The organism is Domibacillus robiginosus, from assembly GCF_000966195.1.
Classification (GTDB): Bacteria; Bacillota; Bacilli; order Bacillales; family Domibacillaceae; genus Domibacillus; species Domibacillus robiginosus.
Genome location: NZ_LAHL01000003.1, coordinates 24,198 through 41,626 on the forward strand (window position 1 = coordinate 24,198; position 17,429 = coordinate 41,626).

Sequence of the window (17,429 nt, forward strand, 5' to 3'; positions counted from 1 at the left end):
TATAGGCGAATGACGGCTGAGGGAGAGTGCATATATGCCGCCGACGGAGCAAGTTTCAAAAGCCTTGAAACGAATCTCTCAGGTACAAGGACCTCAATCGGACGCAGCTCTGGAGAGAGCATGAGATATAGTCATGCCACCAAAGGGGAAAATCCAGCTTGGATTAAGCTCTCAGGTAAACGGACAGGGAAAAGGATCACACCTTTTCCCTGTCTTTTTTTTGAAGCAAAACGACAAATGGGGGTGCGTGAAGGATGGAGCTGAAGAAAACACCGCTTTTTGATGAATACGCCAAGCATGGAGCCAGGGTAATTGATTTCGGCGGCTGGGCGCTGCCGGTGCAGTTTACCGGCATTTTAGCCGAGCATCATGCGGTCCGGACGCATGCCGGGCTGTTCGACGTGTCGCATATGGGGGAGGTGCTCGTGGAAGGCAGCGGAGCCGAGCCCTATTTGAACCGTCTGCTCACAAATGATGTGGCACTGCTTGGAGCAGGAAGCGCGCAGTATACAACCATGTGCTATGAAGGAGGGGGAACGGTCGACGATTTGCTTGTTTATAAAAGGGCAGATGGCTCTTTTTTGCTGGTCATTAATGCAGCCAACATCGACAAAGACGTGGATTGGATGCAGCAGCATACCGCAGGAGACGTAAAGATTACAAATGTATCCGATAAAACAGCGCTTTTAGCCCTGCAGGGACCCGAGGCGGAACAGCTGCTTCAGCCGCTTACGAACACAGATCTTTCTGCCATTCGGCCGTTTTGTTTTGTGGAGTCTGCTTCTATCGCAGGTGTAGACGATGTAATGCTTTCCCGAACCGGCTATACAGGAGAAGATGGCTTTGAGTTATACGTGCCAGCGGGGAGCGCTGTTTCTCTCTGGCAGCGGCTGGCCGAAGAAGGAATCCCTCTGTGCGGTCTCGGTGCACGCGATACGCTTCGTTTAGAAGCGAGACTTCCGCTGTACGGCCAGGAGCTGACACAAACGATCAGCCCGCTCGAAGCCGGCATTGGCTTTGCGGTGAAAACAGCGAAGAACCCGGAATTCATTGGTCAGCGTGCACTGAAAAAGCAAAAAGAAACAGGCCTGGCACGGAAAACCGTCGGCATCGAAATGCTGGACCGGGGTATTCCGAGAACGGGCTACCGAATCCTATCGGAACTCGGTGAACCAATTGGATTTGTTACATCCGGCACACATTCACCGACGTTAAAAAAGCCAATCGGCCTTGCGCTCGTTGACGCCCATTTTTCAGGTGTCGGCACCAAATTTTTCGTTGAGATACGCGGGAAAAGGGCAGAGGCTGTCGTTGTCCGTACGCCATTTTATAAAAGGGAGCGAAATGTATGACGTCCACATTCCAATATTTGCCTGATACAGACCAAGATCAAAAAGAGATGCTGTCGTTTTTAAATCTTTCATCTATAGAGGATTTGTTTTCTGATATGCCAGAGTCCATTCGCCTCCAAGGAGAGCTTGCGATTCCAAAAGCGATGCCGGAGCCCGTACTATGGAAGAAAATGAAAGGAATGGCCCGCCGCAATGCGGAACTGCCTCTGTTTCTTGGAGCGGGTACGTACGATCATTTCATTCCAAGTGTGGTCGGCCACATGATTTCCCGCTCGGAATTTTACACAGCGTATACCCCGTATCAGCCGGAAATTTCTCAGGGGGAGCTGCAGGCGATTTTTGAATTTCAAACGATGGTATGTGAGCTGACGGGAATGGATGTGGCTAATTCATCGATGTACGACGGCTTTACGGCTCTTGCAGAAGCCGCTTCGCTTGCCATCGCGCATACAAAACGTACGAAAGTTGTTGTGTCCCGCGCGGTTCATCCGGAGTCACGTGCGATCCTGCAAACGGTCGCAGCCGGACCGGATTACGCGGTGGAGGAAGCGGCGTTGTCTACAGATATAACAGATCTTGAGGCGTTAACAAAACAAGTAGACAGCCAGACGGCAGCGGTCATTGTGCAATATCCGAATTTTTTCGGCTCCATTGAGGATTTGCAGGAAATAAAAAAAATCGCTGCAGCACAAGGTGCGCTTTTGATTGTAAGCGCCAATCCGCTGGCGCTCGGTTTGCTTCAGGCGCCCGGTAAGCTTGGAGCGGATATTGTGGTCGGTGATATGCAGCCGCTCGGTATTCCAATGGCATTTGGCGGTCCGCACTGCGGCTACTTTGCGGTTACAAAGTCATTGATGCGCAAGGTGCCGGGCCGGATTGTTGGCCAGACAACCGATGCTGATGGAAACCGGGGCTTTGTCCTGACGCTTCAAGCACGTGAGCAGCATATCCGCCGTGACAAGGCGATGTCTAACATTTGCTCAAATCAGGCATTGAACGCGCTGGCCTCTGCTGTGTGTATGTCGGCTCTTGGCAAAACGGGCCTGCGGGAAATGGCCGTCTTGAATCTGGAAAAAGCCGATTATGCGTGCAGGCTGCTTCAGCAAAAGAGCTTTCCCATACTTAACGAGTCACCTTTTTTCAATGAATTTGTCGTTCAGCTGCCAAAGCCTGTTACGGACGTTCAAAACGCACTGATTGATGCAGGATTTATTGGCGGCTTTGATTTAGGGCCGGATTACGGAGAACCGAATAGGATGCTGATTGCCGTTACCGAGCAGCGGACAAAGGAAGAAATTGATGCTTTTATTCAGACACTGGAGGGGATTGTGCGATGAACGCCTACACAGATCTTATTTTTGAAATCAGCCGCCCGGGCCGTACTGGCTGCAGCCTGCCAGAACGCGATGTGGATGCGGTAAACCTGTCTAAGAAGCTGCCCGCACACCTTATTCGCGAGGAAGCGCCCGATCTGCCCGAAGTATCAGAGCTTCAGCTGGTCCGCCACTACACTGCCCTGTCGAATAAAAACCATGGTGTGGACAATGGCTTTTACCCGCTCGGCTCGTGTACGATGAAGTACAATCCGAAAATCAATGAAGATGTCGCAAAGCTTGACGGCTTCAGCCGCATCCACCCGTACCAGCCGGAAGCAACCGTGCAGGGGGCGCTTGCGCTTTTGCATGAGCTGCAGGAGGATCTTGCCGTCATTACCGGAATGGATGCGGTGACACTCCAGCCGTCTGCTGGCGCGCAGGGAGAATGGACTGGACTGATGATGGTGAAGGCGTATCACCAGCAAAGAGGTGAAAAGCGGACGAAGGTGCTGGTGCCAGACTCTGCCCACGGGACCAACCCGGCAAGTGCGACGGTCGCCGGCTTCCGCACTGTCACCATTCCTTCTACCAAAAACGGCCTGGTCGATGTGGAAGAGCTGAAAAAGCATGTGGATGACGACACAGCAGCTCTGATGCTGACAAACCCAAATACACTCGGTTTATTTGAAAAAGACATTCTGGAAATTGCCAGCGTCATTCACGAAGCGGGCGGGCTGCTTTATTATGACGGTGCCAATGCAAATGCCATTCTAGGCAAGACAACACCAGGGAAAATGGGGTTTGATATTGTTCACTTAAATCTTCATAAAACCTTTACGACACCGCACGGAGGAGGAGGTCCGGGTGCAGGTCCGGTCGGTGTAAAGGAAAAGCTGATTCCTTTCCTGCCGGTACCACGTATAGAAAAAAGAAACGGCCGCTTTGTCCTAAATAGAGAGGAGCCGTTATCCATTGGGCGGGTGAAAGGCTACTACGGAAACTTTGGCATCCTTGTACGCGCGTACACATATATTCGCACGATGGGGCCAGACGGGCTGCGTCAGGTGTCAGAGAGTGCTGTATTGCACGCAAACTATTTACGCAAAAAGCTGGAGCCATACTTTGTGTCGCCATACGAGCAGGTAAGCAAGCACGAATTTGTTCTGTCGGGCTCCAGGCAGAAAAAGCTCGGTGTGCGGACACTTGATATGGCGAAACGGCTGCTTGATTTCGGCTATCATCCGCCGACCATTTATTTTCCGCTGAACGTAGAGGAATGCTTAATGATTGAACCGACCGAAACGGAATCAAAAGAAACGCTGGATGCCTTTGCGGACGTGATGATTCGCATTGCCCGTGAAGTAGAAGAAGATCCAGAAACGGTACTGAATGCGCCGCATACGACGGTCATTGGCCGGCTCGATGAAGTAAAAGCAGCCCGGAAGCCGGTCGTCCGCTGGGAGCGGGAAACGGTCCGGCTGTGAACATTGTGCTGACGGATGCCGCCCGGCGACAGCTGCTCGTCTCCTCGCCGGATGATGGCCGTGTACCAAGAATTGATGCGGAGATGACAGGCGGCTGCGGTGTATCCGTCCGTCTGTCTCTCGTCTGGGATGAACCACGGCGGATGGATATCACGATACCGGTTGGTGATCATGTGTCTCTTCATCTGGATCGGTTCACAAAAAGATATGCGGGAGAACACCTTTTAGTGGATTACAATGAAACAGACGGATTTGTTTTGGGAGAAGCGTTCGATTCGAGCTGTACAACGTAAGAGACAGCATCCAGCTGTCTCTTTTTTCAATTAATAAGCAAACTGGGAGATTAGCAGACTTGTAATCCGTTCGCGTGATGTCTGGGTCTATATTCCTGTTTTTAATTTTTTGAGTTTGAAAGCGCTTTCCATTGGATATATATATGTAGTTAACATCCTTATGAAAGAAGGTGGCTTTAATGGGGGAAAGAGCTTGGCCGTTTCATTCATTCACAGGTGCGATTCAACCGAAGAAAAATTCAGAGGATATTTACGGAAAAGGATATGTGTATTCACCAAAGCTGTTTTCGCATGACTATGAGCACTTTGGCGGTGATTTGCTTAGTTTAGAAGCATTAACTGGGCGTGAACTAAGTGTGGCCGGAGAAATGCCGGTGATCTGCCATGAAGGTGCCGTAACCCCTGGAGCCGTCCGTCTGCTTGAAAAAGCGGGACTGAGGCTGCCATCCGTCCGTTATACGTATCGTAATGATCAAGAATATGTATCTATTTTAAATAAATTATCTTTGCAAGGAAAAAAAGTTATTTTCCAATATCCGCATCCGTCTGAGGATGCACCGGATTCTCTGTACTGGGTAGACCCGACTGTTATTGCATATTTAAGCGATAAGCGCAGCATTCCGGCTCTCGTACCACCCGAGCATGTTCCGCCAAGACGGATGGTCAGCCTGGAGGAGCTGCTTGAAGACACACCGCCTATGCCATTTATTTTAAAAACAGGCGATGGACGCCCCACTTCCGGCGGCTGCGGCGTACTTTTGATTGAAGAAAAGCAGCAGCTTTATGAGATAAAGGATGATTTCGGCGATTTATCTACGATTATTTGGGAGGAATTCATTGATTATGACCGCAATTTCGGCTTTCATTATGTCGCGGATCAAGACGGCCAGGTGCGGTTTTTAGGCAAGTCCGAGCAGGTAGTCAATGATGATAACTGCTTCCGCGGCAGCTGGGTTAGCACAAACGCTGAACCATTTGAGCGGGTAGTGGAAGCAGGGCTTCGAGTGATGGAAAATATCGCTGCAACAGGCTACGTCGGGGTTGCCGGCTTTGATGTGCTGATGCGTGGTGACGATTTTTATTTTATTGATTTAAATGTGCGCTTCAATGCGTCTACTTGTGCCCTTATGCTGCATGAAGAAGTCACGAATGCATACGGGAAATCGACAATCCGCTTGTCCTGCCTTGAATGGGACGGGCCGTTTACGGAAGGGCTGGCTGTTGTAGAAAAATACATGGACCTTGAACAATTTGTGCCGCTCAGCCTGCTCGACGCCGCTTATGTAGAAGGAGCATCGGGTCCTTCTAAAATCATTGGCCTTGTAATGGGCAGCGATGAAAGAGAAGTAGAGTCTATTTTAATGCGGATGGAAAACGATCGGTTAACAAGAAGAGAATAAAGGCAAAGCTGTCCTAGAGGGGGCAGCTTTTTTATTTACTGATTATTAAATGAGGTAGTATCTACTTAAACAAAAAGAATGTATTGTTTGCGAATATGGCAGGGAATCTAGTAATTAGTCAAATAACTGTAAGAAAAAAGAACCAGGCTCATCTACTATTTTAGCGGAATGAAAGAATACAAAGAAAAAGAGGATTGATTGATGTGAATGTTCCGGCCAAAGAATAGGAGAAAGGGCAAAAAGGGCATTTGCCTATTCCGGCATCTATCTCTCTGCATGTAAAAATTTTATAAAGTATTTGCAGTATGGCAAAAGAGAAGAAACAAGAATAGATACGAAAAATAAACTTCTATATACATTGAATGAAGCTTTTTTCCTTCACCGTTTAGTAGGACGGAAAAATGCTTTTTTAAAAAGCGGCGTAATGGGCTGCGAGCTGACGGCTACTTTTCAGGAAATTCGCCCGTACAGCAAGAAGAAACAAGAGAAAGCCGACACATACAAACGCAGGTCCACACATATGATAAAAGCAGCTGATTCATTAGGAATCGGCTGCTTTTTTTATGAGACAAGAAACAGGCGCTCGTTCATTTCTGGACAAGGTCCTCTATGGGACGGCAGGCAGCGGGTAGATATCAGCTGGTTGGCCAGAATGTCAGGTCCCCCGGTTATTTTCTTTAAAATCTCAACAAAGAGATTGGGTTGAAACCCTCATTCACAGAAGAAAGGCAAGACGTTGTCATACTGCAGCGGTCGGTCCATTCGATTAAAGGCCATTTTTAAAAGACGAAAAGATATTTTCGCCAGTCCACAGATGGATCTCCCGTCCGTTTTCTTATTTTGAATGCCTTGTGTATCACGGGGAATGAAGACCTGATCAGTTGTCAAAATTCTTTTGCGATAAATGGATAAAATTGTACAATGATAAAAGGGTATGATTAGACATTTGTTTTTTGTTCTAGTATCCTATTCACTTATCAGGCGTTTCAATAGCCTGGGACGTCCACAATGAGGTGGTTTTTGTGAAGAAACTAATACGCCTGGCAGTTTTAGTGATCATCGGTGCGGTTATTTTTAACTTTTCCTCGCAAACGTACGAACAGCAGTCGCTTGTACCGCTGCTTGAGCGTCTGCTTCCGGGAGAGCCGCTGGCCGGGCTGCTTGCTCCCATAGAAGTCTCGTATTGGGGAACGCCTATTTCGATTGAGACAAAAGGATACTATTATTTTCTTGAATTTTTTATTCGGAAGTTTGCTCATCTCTTTTTATTCGGCTGTTTAGCAGCAGCCTTGTTTCATGTGCTTGTGCTCGCCCGGCCCAGACGCATATGGCCGGTCGTCTGTTTATCTTTTGCCGGAACGGCTTTGTACGCACTGCTTGATGAGTATCATCAGCTGCTGACAGGCGGACGCACACCTATGTTAAAAGATGTGGGCCTCGATATGATTGGTGCATCCTTTGCCCTTGTTATATCCGTATTACTTTATAAAATCCGTAAACGAAAAGAAAAAACCCGGCTCTCCTAGTGGAGCCGGGTTTTTCAGTGTGTAGACAAAGTCAGTCTCTTTCAAAAAAAGAACCGATAAGTGAAGCCTGCCGGACTTCGCGCACCTTAGGCAGTGCGGGAGCCTCCTCGGCTGCGCCTGCGGGGTCTCCCGACTCACTTTACTTCCCACAGGAGTCTTCGTCTGGCAGGCTTCACTAAGTGGTGTTGAAGATCATAAGCAAGGACAGAATAGACATTCCCTTTTTTGAACAGAAAAATACAACCTTACTCGCTCTATACAATCTTGTCGCAAGCCACTTTGGCGGCAGGAGGGCAGCGCAGACTCCTATGGGACGAGCGGGCAGCAGAGACCGGGGGAGCCGCCAGGCGGATTCGGGCTCTGCGCCTGCCCCATGGAAAGCGGAGCTGCCCGGACGCCGCCGATCTCTCCCATTCATGTGACGGTTATCAATCATTTGTCTACAGTCTAAAACCCGGCTCTCCTAGGAGAGCCGGGTTTTTAAAATGCGCTTTTTTCTGCATACTCTGCACGAAGCGTATTGTAAAAATGTGCATAGGTGACGCTCATATAAGGAGCAATCCACAAAAAGCCGATAAACAATGTGACGACTCCAAGCAGCATCCAGCCAATAAAGGAAAGACCAAGCACCAGCGCTTCCGCTTTATGGCCATTCATCATGCGGCGTGATTTTGTAATGGCCTGAAGCGGAGATAATTCCGGTTCATCGCGCAAAATGTGATACGTCAGCATATAAGAGAAAGATTTAATAATGCCGGGAACAATAAAAAGAAGTGTCCAGAAAAATAAAAACAGGCCTTGAAGAACGGAAACAAGAATGCTTTTGCCAAACATGGTTTTATACGGCTCAATCAAATGCGCGAAGCTGATTTTTCCGCCGCGCGACAGGTCTACCCATGCCCAGACCATGCCAATGGCCAGAGGAAGCAATAGAATAGAGAGAACAAGAATGACCGGATCTTTCCATGTAAATTCATATTGGTCGGGATTTAAAATAAAATCTGGTGCACCGAACAAAATGGAAGCTACAACAAACAGACCGATGGCCATCAACCAGTTTCCACGAAGAGATTCACGTGCGTTTGCCCGCAATTTGCTATAGTACATATCCATTCCACCTTTCTCCTTTCTATACGTGCAAGATGGCAAAAAAGTTTCAGTTTGTTTGTAAAATAAGCCATTTTTTCATCTTGACCCCTGTCAGATTCTGTCGTATGTTGAAAAGCATGAAATAAAAAGAAAAGGAGAGTGTGGAGTGGAAAATCGAAATGTAGTTTATCCGAAAGAAACTCTTTACTTTATTATATGCTGTTTATTCAGTATAGGATGTTATCTGGCTTTATTTTTTTCCATCGTGTTAATTCCGATTGCGGCTGTTTTCATTTTACTGTCTTTCTTTTTTCATGCTTTGATGGTCGGATCAATTCGCGGGAACGGTGTTAAAGTAAGCCGGGAACAATTTCCGGATGTGTATGAGCGGATCGAAACATTGTCGCTGGACATGCGGCTGTCTAAAACGCCGGATGTATTTATTATTCAATCCGAAGGAGCGCTCAATGCTTTTGCCACACGTTTTTTTGGACGGGATGTAGTTGTTCTTTATTCAGAGGTATTTGAATTAGCCCGTCAGCAGGGAGAAAAAGAGCTGGATTTTATCATAGCGCATGAGCTGGCACATATTAAACGGCGCCACTTGTGGAAAAGCTGGCTGACGCTGCCGGCCGCATGGGTTCCTTTTTTAAGCAACGCATACTCGCGGGCAGCGGAATATACGTGTGACCGTCATGCCGCTCACTTTACTGGAGACGGTGAAGCGGCCAAGCGGGCATTAACGATTTTAGGTGTCGGGAAGGTATTGTACAGCGAAGTAAACGAAGAAGCGTATGTAAGACAAATCAAGCAGGAAAGCAATCCGTTTGTATGGCTGGCTGAAAAGCTTTCTACTCACCCCGCGCTGCCAAAGCGGATTCAGCATGTGGGGCAGTTTATGCGCTTGCCTGGCGCTACAGATTACCATATGCCAAAAGGGAAAACTGCTGCCGGCATTGCTGTTATGGCGGCAGCATTTATTGCGTTGAGTGCAGGCAGTGCTTATGCGGTTGAGAAACTCAGTACTTCAAGCTGGTTTGCGGATCTGGCCGAAGAAACATGGGCGGACGAGGAACTGATGCCGGACGAAGAAGTAACAGGAGAAACAGATGCCATGCTGGCTGCGTCGTCTGGAGATATATCTTCTCTGCAGCGGTTGATCGAAGAAGGAGCGGATATTCATGCCCTGAACAGCAATGGAGAAACGGCTCTTCATTACGCTTCTACTTACGGAGAGCTTGAAGCGGCAGAGCTTCTTTTAAAAGCAGGGGCGGATCCGAACATAGAAGATGAAGGAGCGTATACACCGCTCTGGAATGCTTATAGTATAGGAGATGAACAAATGGCCCGCCTGCTTATCCGGTATGGAGCAGACCCGAACCAGGAAGATATGTATGGAGAAACCGTACGTGAAGTAGCGGAAAGTGAAGGAGACGATACATTCTTGACTATTTTTGATGAGGAGAAGCCGGATGCCAGCTCTGTTAATTGATGCAGACGGCTGCCCGGTTGTAGACCTGGCCTGCCAGGCAGCGAAGGAACACAGTCTGCCCGTTGTACTGATTTGTGACACTTCCCATGAAATGACCCGGCCAGGGGCGGAAACAATCATCGTATCAAAAGGAGCGGACGCTGTTGATTTTGTGCTGGTAAACCGGGTGAAAAAAGGCGATATTGTCATTACGCAGGATTACGGCCTGGCAGCGATGGTGCTGGCCCGTCAAGGGTATGCGATAGACCAGAACGGCCGTGAATACACACCGGACAATATTGACCAGCTTTTACTCAGCCGACATACAGCCAAAAAAATCCGCCAGGCAGGCGGACGCTTAAAAGGACCATCAAAGCGGCAGGAAAAGGATAATGAGCGTTTCTCAATGGGCTTACACACCCTTTTCCAGCGTGTGATCAATCAATGAGAAAAAGCAGCGGGCATCCGAACCGCTGCTTTTTTATTTATCAGATTGTTTTTTCCACTTTTGGAAATTTAAAAATTCACGAAATTGTTCTTTGCTGATGCCTAATTCTATCGCTTCCTTGACCAGATGAACCCACTCCTCGTCAAAGGAAACGGAAGATGACTGAGACTCTGTAATAAGAGATTCTACTGATACATCGAGAACCGCCGCAATTTTTGATAAAAATTGAATTGAAGGATTCATTTGCAAGCCCCGCTCTACAGAAGAAAGGTACGACTTTGCTACGGCTGCCCGCAGTGCCAGTTCTGTTAGGGAAAGCTTTTTTTCCATACGCAACTTCCGTATACGTTCTCCAATCGACATCCTATCACCCTTACTTATGTTTTCCTTTTTAAATAGTATCAAAGAATGTGCTTCAATTATACAGAGGAACAAAAAAAAGCATAAAATGTAGTAAAGAGGAGCAATCCTCGTTCCGAAAGGAGGAGAACAGTCATGAAAAACAGCCGCACCGGTTTAGTTCGCGGCTGCGGCTAATTTTCGTTTGTAGACCATTTTGGAAAGTGAGACGCTTACTTCATATAGCAAAATCAGCGGAATGATCACAAGGACGTCTGATAAAAAGTCAGGCGGCGTAATTAAAATAGAAACAACAATCAGAGCAAAATACGCGAATTTGCGCATTTTTTGAAGGTTATAGGGATTTAAAATACCAAGGCTTGTTAAAAACATCATCACAACAGGCATTTCAAATAACACACCGAACGGAAGTGTCATATGAAGCAGAAATTTAAAATATTTTTCTGTTGTAAAAAAAGTAGCAAACAAATCCCCGGAGAGTGACATTAAAAACGATAGAACAATGGGAAACAAAACGAAATATCCGAAGGAAAGGCCGGCGATAAACAAAAAAAACAGCGCTGGAACATATGTAGCTGTTACTTTTCTTTCGACCGGTGACAGGGCAGGCCGGACAAACAGCCATGTTTGATGAGCAGCAACGGGTATGGTTGCTGCACCGGCCACAACAGCCGCGATCATCACATATACCATAATGATATCGCTCGGGCCAAGCAGCGCCAGCTTAAACGGCAGGTCCCGTACAATGTATTCGTAAATGTCTTGAACGAATGTAAAGGATACGATGAAAAAAACGAAAAACGCGGCAACGGTAATAATAAGCCGTTTACGCAATTCTTCAAAATGCTCGAGTGCTTTCATATTTTGATCTTCCATAATAGGACCTCCAAAAAAAGCCGCCCCGCAGCAGGCGGGGACAGCCGAAATGATTAAACCAATGTTTTTTCTTTTTTCTTTTCCGTTTTTTCCTCGTCATCTGAGACAAGTTCACGGGTAGATTTTTTAAATTCTTTCAGTGTTGAACCGAATGCACGGCCAATTTCCGGAAGCTTAGACGGTCCGAAGATAATAAGTGCGATCACCAGAATTAAAATTAATCCCGGTACCCCGATGTTTTGCAGCATAAAAGAGCCTCCTTAATATTTAAATCCAGTAATGGCTACAACGGATGGACGCGGCTGGTTATCGCCTTTACGGTGCGGCCACATGCTTGTTGGATTATTGATGTCTTCTGTTTCTTCACCTGGATGCTGAACAGCCAGGAACAGGGTAGTCTCGTCATCTGTAAAGCAAGGCCCCGTTAATTCTGCTTCAACCGGTGCAGAAGCAAACTGGTAGGCTTCACCCATCGCGTCCCCGCTTGTTGGAATCACGAACACGCCGTTGTTTTGGAATGTTTCATAAATGCCTTTTCCAACTGAGCTTGAAGAAATATCTGTTACGGTCCACAGGTTGCCATCGCTGTCGAATGTTAAATTGTCCGGCGCACTAAAGCCGCTTTGACGCCCGCCGCAGGCGAAAATCTCAAAGTCAAACGTCAGGGAGCCAAGGTCATCATTGCTTTCAAGGAAGCGTGTAATGTGGCCGTGCATATTTCCATGCTTGGCGTTATTTGTGTGAGCAATAAAAACAGACTTATCAAATGGGCTGATTTCCACATCTTCCGGACGGTCCGTTGGTGTGGCGCCAAGTAAAAGGGCTGCCTCAGCTGCATGCACAAGGACATCTGCCTGTGTCTGGAACTTGGCTAAAAGGTCTGCTTTGTCTTTCGCTGCTGCACGCACTGCTTCAATCGTGAGTGCCACCCATGTTCCTTTCGCCATGTTTGCTGCATACAATGTACCTTCTTCGAGCAAATCGGAGTTTGACTGCTTGCGTGATTTTACATATTTATTTTTACTGATAAATTTATACACGCACGCATCCTGCTTGTCGTCACCCATGTAAACTGCAATTCGCCCGTCATTTGTTAAGCCCATTGCGGAGTTTTCATGATGAAAACGCCCAAGAGCTGTGTGCTTGCGTGGTGCAAAATTGGTATCAAACGGATCTACTTCAACGATCCAGCCGTAATGAGTTTCGTTTAAAGAAGCTGCTTCTGATGTTGATTCATAGTTTTCTTCCGCAGACAAAACCGTGTTCCAGAGCGTTTTTCCGCCAGAGCAGTTTGCAAATGTACCCTGTACAATATCCACGCCGCCAACTGTTTTTGACCCGCGTGCCGGACCTGTTAAACGGAACGGAGTTAATCCAGAGATGCGGCGTGCATATTTGGACGATGTATCCATTTTCCAGATACCTTCTTCATCCTGGTAAATCTCGATGATCGAACCGCCTTGATTATAAAGAAGCTTTTGAATTTGGGAAGCGGAATATTTTCCGTTAACAGGCGAGCCTGTTACCCAAAGATCGCTTGTATATTCATGGTTGACCCAGAGAAGACCGCGCTGGTTCGAGCCATTTATCGGGAAAAACATGGTGAAATCGTTGTTGTAGCCAAAAGTATCACCGGATTTGTTGATGATGTCGCCATAGGCTGCGACTACGTCATATTTAAATCCGCGCGGCAGAACAAGCTCGTCCTTACCCGATGGCTGAATTGGTTTAAAGTTCAAGCCGGACACTTTTTTCTTTCGGCCGAACAAATGAGAAGCGGCTTTTGTGCCTTCTGCCTGTGTTTTAGGTGCGAATGCACCTAATCCGGCTGAAGCAACCGTTAAAGCGGTTACCCCTGTACCAACATAAGTTAAAAACTTTCGTCTGTTTAAATCTTGTGACATTACTGGACCCACCTTTTATGTATTTTTATCTCCCAGAGCTATAGTAGAAAAGAAGTGTAAAGTACGTATAGAAAATTTGTGTTAATTATGTAAAACATTATTAAGTTTGTAAAAATAATTGAAACCTTTGTGACATACTCTTCGTAGAAAGAAGCAAAGAGGTGATCGATAAATGAAAGTATTTATTGGCTCTGTAATTGTGCTTCTTCTTATTGGAGCAGGTATCTGGCTGCTGTTGTCGCCTTCATTCAAAAAGGTCGGGGAAACAGCAAGCAAGGTAAAAGAAAATTTAAAGGAGGAAAAAAATGGAGAAAGTAACCCCGAAAAAGAAAAGTAAAAGTGGAAACAAGAAGGTACTGGGCGGTTCACTGGTTGCTTTAGCACTTATTATTGGTTTAGCACTTTTATCTATGTTTATTGAAAAAATTCCAAACGGTTATGTAGGAGTCGTGTACAGTCCGAACGGAGGCGTTCAAGAAGACACATTGGGACAGGGATGGCACCTTGTTGGCTTATTTGATAAAGTAACCATTTATCCGGTACGCATGCAGACAGTCAATTATAAAGATATTCAAGTGGCAACATCTGACGGGAAAAGCGTGACAGTTGATTTTGCCTATAACTATAGTATTCAGCCGGACAAAGTAGTTGATGTATTTAATCAGTTTGGCCCGATTGAAGTAGAACAGATTGAAGACTCTTATTTACGCACACGCCTTTGGGATGCCGGGCGAAAAGGAATTGCGAAATATTCCGTTATTGATACTTATGGAGAAAAGTCATCGGAAGCAGCCGTAGATGTTCAAACACTTTTCGCAGAGGATATTAAAGGTCTGGGGTTTGTCGTTGATAATATGACACTTGGCGTGCCGAAGCCGGATGAATCCACCCAGGCAGCCATCAACAAGCGTGTAGAGGCTGCCCAGGAGCTTGAAAGAAAACAAATTGAGTTGAAAATAGCCGAGGCAGAAGCGCAGAAAAAGAAAATTGAGGCGCAGGGAGTTGCCGAGTATAACGAAATTATCAAAGCGTCTATTTCACCAGAAGTCATTCAAAACAAATGGATTGAAAAATGGGATGGCGTGATGCCGAAAGCAACCGGGTCAGATCAGCTGATTTCGATTCCGATGGATGAAACGGCACCGAGCCAGCCATAAGTAAAAAGGATTTCACCGCTAATGGTGAAATCCTTTTTACTCTGTTGAAATATGACGTTGTCGGGCTACGTTATCTTCAAAATCTACATGTTTAGTTACCGTTCTTAGCCGAAGCATAGAAAGAGCGGCATTCGTGGGGCTCCGCTTTCCATGGAGCAGGCGCTGAACCCGATTTCGCCTGGCGGCTCCACCGGTTTCAGCTGCCCGCTCGTCCCATAAGAATCTACGCCGCCCTCCCGCCGCCAAGTGGCTTGCAACAAGATTGTATAGGGCTATAAGGTCGTATTTTTTCTTTTTAAAAGAAAAGGAAATCTCTGTCTGCTCCCTGGCTGATTGATCTTCAACACCACTTAGTGAAGACTGCCGGACGAAGACTCCTGCGGGAAGTACAGTGAGTCGGGAGATCCCGCAGGTGCAAGCCGAGGAAGCTCCCGCACTGCCCGCGGAACGCGAAGTCCGGCAGGCTTCACTTATCGGCTCTTTTTTTGAAAAAGAAAGACTTTGTCTACACATTGAGGGTTTCACCGCTAACGGTGAAATCCTTTTTTTTCTGAAAATGCCTGCCGTTTTCGGGGTTTTGTATGGTAAAATTAGTTAGGAATGACAAGTAAAGAGAAAGCTGGAGGAGAGAAAAAATGAAAAATTGGTTAATGCTGCTTACGGCGTTGTTTGTTGTCATTGGGATTATGCAGCCTGCCCAGGCAGCGGCAGAGACAGCTTTTTATACAAAATCTGCAGTTGCACATGCAGATGGAACAACTACACCGGTTTATGCACTGAACGAGCCGATGACACTTCAGATCGACTGGGAATACAATGGGCAAGAGCCTGCGGTATACAAGGTGCCGACTCCTTTTTATATTAATAAGGACGGAGAACAGGTGCTGAAAGCCTCAACTGGAGAAACAGTTGGAACTTTAAAAATGGATGCAGCGGATAATACCATTACAGCTGTATTAGAAAACAACGTAAAGTCAGGAGTAAAAGGGACTGCGTCTGTTCCACTCGTATTCAAAGAGGACAAGCTGCCGAAAATCGGTTCCTACGGAGTGAATTTCCCGACAGGTGAACGACTTTCTTTTACAATTACAGAAGAAACAGAGGGAGCCATTAAAATTGTAGCGATGGATGCCAAGTCCGAAGCAAAACTGTCCGGTGCGGCATTTACAATTGTCAATGAATCTGGAAAAGTTGTTGCGTCATTGACAACGAATGCATCAGGAGAAGCATCCGTGAGAGACCTGGTGTTTGGCACGTATACAGTCACGCAGACAGCAGCACCGGATGGATATGCCGTTCCGCTGGAGCCATGGAAATTAGATTTAAATACCGTTCTTGTAACAAAAGAAATTATGCATGAAAAATCAACAGGCCTGACAGGTGCGCTCAACATTACAGCGGTTGAAAAGGGCACAGATGTACCGATTGCTGGAGCTGAATTTGAGCTGAAAACAGAAAATGGTCTTTTTTCGAAAACGGTTGTGACGGATGAGAAGGGAAAAGCGTCACTGACTGGTCTTTCTTACGGCAAGTATGAGCTTGAACAAACAAAAACAAACAGTGACTATGTCCTGCCAACGGAGCCATGGACTATCAACATTGGCCGCCAGACGCCTGTTGAACAAAAGATTGAAAACAGCCTGGTGAATGCGTATGGTTCTTTAAAAGTAACACTGACGGACGAGACGTCCGGCACGGAGCTTAAAGGCGCGGAGTATTCTCTTTATGATGAAGAGAAAAAGCTTGTTTCAAAGGTTGTGACAAATAACGATGGAATTGCCCTGTTTACAAGCTTAAAAGCGGGAAGCTATACGCTTGAAGAAACAGATGCCCCGGACGGCTACACACGCTCCACTAAAGAAACGGCCGTGACGATTAAGAGCGGTGAAACGCTGGAGCTGAAAATGAAACATACAAAAGCAGCCACAGCTGCTGCTACAACAACAACGACAACGACTAAAACAAAAGCTGCTACGCTTCCGCAAACAGGGGATGACTCCGGTATGACATTGTATCTGTTTGCGGGTGTACTGCTTGCAGCAGGGGCATGGCTGCTGATGAAAAAAGGAAAACGTGCGTGAAGCCAAGGCAAATAATAGGCGTGTTTTTTATCCTCGCAGCCATTGTGCTGATTGGAGCGCCTTTTTTAAAGTATGAACTGCTTGAAGCAAAATCCAGCCACGTAACCGCCGAAGCGCTGACGCCCGAAAAAATTCAGCAAAACAATGAGCAGCCTGCAGAGTTTAACATGGAAGCCATTGAGCCGCCTTCTGTCATAGATAGTGTAGTGAAGGAAGTTAAACCGGATAAAGAGTCGGTTGTCGGCCAAATCACCATTCCATCTGTGGACTTGAGCCTGCCGATTTTAAAAGGAACAACAAATGAAAACTTGATGGCCGGTGCCACAACAATGCGTGAAAACCAGTGGATGGGCGTAGGGAATTACCCGCTTGCCGGTCACCATATGAACCGGAAAGATCTTCTGTTCAGCCCCGTGTTACACGTGAAAAAAGGGGATGTAATCCAGATAACTGATTTAACGTATGAATATACGTATACGGTTACGAATATAGAAGTGGTTCATGAAAGCCGGACAGACGTGATGGAAAATACCATTGAGCCGAAAATCACGCTTGTAACCTGCTACAGTTCGGATGATCGGACAAAGCGATTTATTGTAACAGGCGAATTAAAAGAAACAAATGAATTCAAAAAATGAGGGCGCCTTTAACAGGTGCCTTCTTTTTTTTGAA

General features: G+C 46.6%; 19 protein-coding genes and 2 riboswitches. Of the genes, 13 read left to right on the top strand and 6 right to left on the bottom strand.

All coding sequences use genetic code 11. From position 1 onward, the window contains the following. Positions 1-9 precede the first annotated feature (9 nt). A riboswitch (glycine riboswitch) is annotated at positions 10-104 on the top strand. A 3-nt stretch (positions 105-107) separates the two neighbouring features. Next, positions 108-189: riboswitch (glycine riboswitch) on the top strand. A gap of 65 nt (positions 190-254) precedes the next feature. From gcvT to VP97_RS00980, 7 genes are all read left to right on the top strand, one after another. Next, positions 255-1,352 carry a glycine cleavage system aminomethyltransferase GcvT gene (gene gcvT, locus VP97_RS00945; RefSeq protein ID WP_050179742.1) on the top strand — a complete coding sequence of 366 codons (1,098 nt, stop codon included), beginning with the start codon at positions 255-257 and terminating at the stop codon, positions 1,350-1,352. Further along, the gene (gene gcvPA / locus VP97_RS00950; protein ID WP_050179743.1) at positions 1,349-2,689 is read left to right on the top strand and encodes an aminomethyl-transferring glycine dehydrogenase subunit GcvPA; all 1,341 of its coding nucleotides are present in this window, start codon (positions 1,349-1,351) and stop codon (positions 2,687-2,689) included. Before gcvT ends, gcvPA begins: the two co-directional genes overlap by 4 nt. Next, positions 2,686-4,152, top strand: a complete 1,467-nt coding sequence (gene gcvPB / locus VP97_RS00955) for an aminomethyl-transferring glycine dehydrogenase subunit GcvPB (RefSeq protein WP_050179744.1) — start codon at positions 2,686-2,688, stop codon at positions 4,150-4,152. Before gcvPA ends, gcvPB begins: the two co-directional genes overlap by 4 nt. Continuing rightward, complete coding sequence (locus VP97_RS00960; protein WP_050179745.1) at positions 4,149-4,445, top strand: iron-sulfur cluster assembly accessory protein; 297 nt, start codon at positions 4,149-4,151, stop codon at positions 4,443-4,445. The genes gcvPB and VP97_RS00960 overlap by 4 nt, the downstream gene beginning before the upstream one ends. A gap of 179 nt (positions 4,446-4,624) precedes the next feature. Beyond that, complete coding sequence (locus VP97_RS00965; protein ID WP_050179746.1) at positions 4,625-5,845, top strand: ATP-grasp domain-containing protein; 1,221 nt, start codon at positions 4,625-4,627, stop codon at positions 5,843-5,845. A gap of 1,022 nt (positions 5,846-6,867) precedes the next feature. Next, a complete protein-coding gene (locus VP97_RS00975) occupies positions 6,868-7,371 on the top strand; it encodes a VanZ family protein (RefSeq protein ID WP_245629803.1) in 504 nt (167 codons plus the stop codon). A 179-nt stretch (positions 7,372-7,550) separates the two neighbouring features. After that, the gene (locus VP97_RS00980) at positions 7,551-7,793 is read left to right on the top strand and encodes a hypothetical protein (RefSeq protein WP_050179748.1); all 243 of its coding nucleotides are present in this window, start codon (positions 7,551-7,553) and stop codon (positions 7,791-7,793) included. A gap of 58 nt (positions 7,794-7,851) precedes the next feature. Here the strand turns inward: VP97_RS00980 and VP97_RS00985 are convergent, their stop codons facing one another. Next, positions 7,852-8,484: a DUF975 family protein gene (locus VP97_RS00985; RefSeq protein ID WP_050179749.1), complete on the bottom strand. Its 633-nt coding sequence runs from the start codon at positions 8,482-8,484 to the stop codon at positions 7,852-7,854. A 142-nt stretch (positions 8,485-8,626) separates the two neighbouring features. Here VP97_RS00985 and VP97_RS00990 point away from each other — a divergent pair, with 142 nt between their 5' ends. Further along, a complete protein-coding gene (locus VP97_RS00990; protein ID WP_082220173.1) occupies positions 8,627-9,952 on the top strand; it encodes a M48 family metallopeptidase in 1,326 nt (441 codons plus the stop codon). Next, positions 9,933-10,379 (top strand): YaiI/YqxD family protein, encoded by a 447-nt coding sequence (locus tag VP97_RS00995; protein ID WP_050179750.1) that lies wholly within the window; start codon positions 9,933-9,935, stop codon positions 10,377-10,379. The genes VP97_RS00990 and VP97_RS00995 overlap by 20 nt, the downstream gene beginning before the upstream one ends. Before the next feature lie 33 nt (positions 10,380-10,412). Here VP97_RS00995 and VP97_RS01000 read toward each other — a convergent pair whose 3' ends face one another. The 4 genes from VP97_RS01000 to VP97_RS01015 form a co-directional block, all read right to left on the bottom strand. After that, positions 10,413-10,742: a helix-turn-helix domain-containing protein gene (locus VP97_RS01000; RefSeq protein ID WP_050179751.1), complete on the bottom strand. Its 330-nt coding sequence runs from the start codon at positions 10,740-10,742 to the stop codon at positions 10,413-10,415. A 153-nt stretch (positions 10,743-10,895) separates the two neighbouring features. Beyond that, positions 10,896-11,615, bottom strand: coding sequence for a twin-arginine translocase subunit TatC (gene tatC, locus VP97_RS01005; RefSeq protein WP_050179752.1), 720 nt, complete (start codon positions 11,613-11,615; stop codon positions 10,896-10,898). Positions 11,616-11,668: 53 nt separating this feature from the next. Further along, a complete protein-coding gene (locus VP97_RS01010) occupies positions 11,669-11,863 on the bottom strand; it encodes a twin-arginine translocase TatA/TatE family subunit (protein WP_050179753.1) in 195 nt (64 codons plus the stop codon). A 12-nt stretch (positions 11,864-11,875) separates the two neighbouring features. Then, entirely contained in the window at positions 11,876-13,519 is a 1,644-nt protein-coding gene (locus tag VP97_RS01015; RefSeq protein WP_050179754.1) for a PhoX family protein, read from the bottom strand. Positions 13,520-13,691: 172 nt separating this feature from the next. Between VP97_RS01015 and VP97_RS24160 the strand changes: the two genes are divergently transcribed. Together VP97_RS24160 and VP97_RS01020 are read left to right on the top strand one after the other, a co-directional pair. Continuing rightward, complete coding sequence (locus VP97_RS24160; protein ID WP_172656722.1) at positions 13,692-13,856, top strand: hypothetical protein; 165 nt, start codon at positions 13,692-13,694, stop codon at positions 13,854-13,856. After that, positions 13,825-14,676, top strand: a complete 852-nt coding sequence (locus VP97_RS01020; RefSeq protein ID WP_050179755.1) for a prohibitin family protein — start codon at positions 13,825-13,827, stop codon at positions 14,674-14,676. Before VP97_RS24160 ends, VP97_RS01020 begins: the two co-directional genes overlap by 32 nt. A 36-nt stretch (positions 14,677-14,712) precedes the next feature. On the opposite strand, the gene VP97_RS23620 is transcribed toward VP97_RS01020, so the two are convergent. Then, a complete protein-coding gene (locus VP97_RS23620; RefSeq protein ID WP_156153374.1) occupies positions 14,713-15,189 on the bottom strand; it encodes a hypothetical protein in 477 nt (158 codons plus the stop codon). A 122-nt stretch (positions 15,190-15,311) separates the two neighbouring features. On the opposite strand from VP97_RS23620, the gene VP97_RS01030 reads away from it, so the two are divergent. Together VP97_RS01030 and VP97_RS01035 are read left to right on the top strand one after the other, a co-directional pair. Continuing rightward, complete coding sequence (locus tag VP97_RS01030) at positions 15,312-16,757, top strand: LPXTG cell wall anchor domain-containing protein (protein WP_050179757.1); 1,446 nt, start codon at positions 15,312-15,314, stop codon at positions 16,755-16,757. After that, positions 16,754-17,395, top strand: coding sequence for a class A sortase (locus VP97_RS01035; protein ID WP_245629804.1), 642 nt, complete (start codon positions 16,754-16,756; stop codon positions 17,393-17,395). Before VP97_RS01030 ends, VP97_RS01035 begins: the two co-directional genes overlap by 4 nt. The last annotated feature ends 34 nt before the right edge of the window (positions 17,396-17,429 follow it).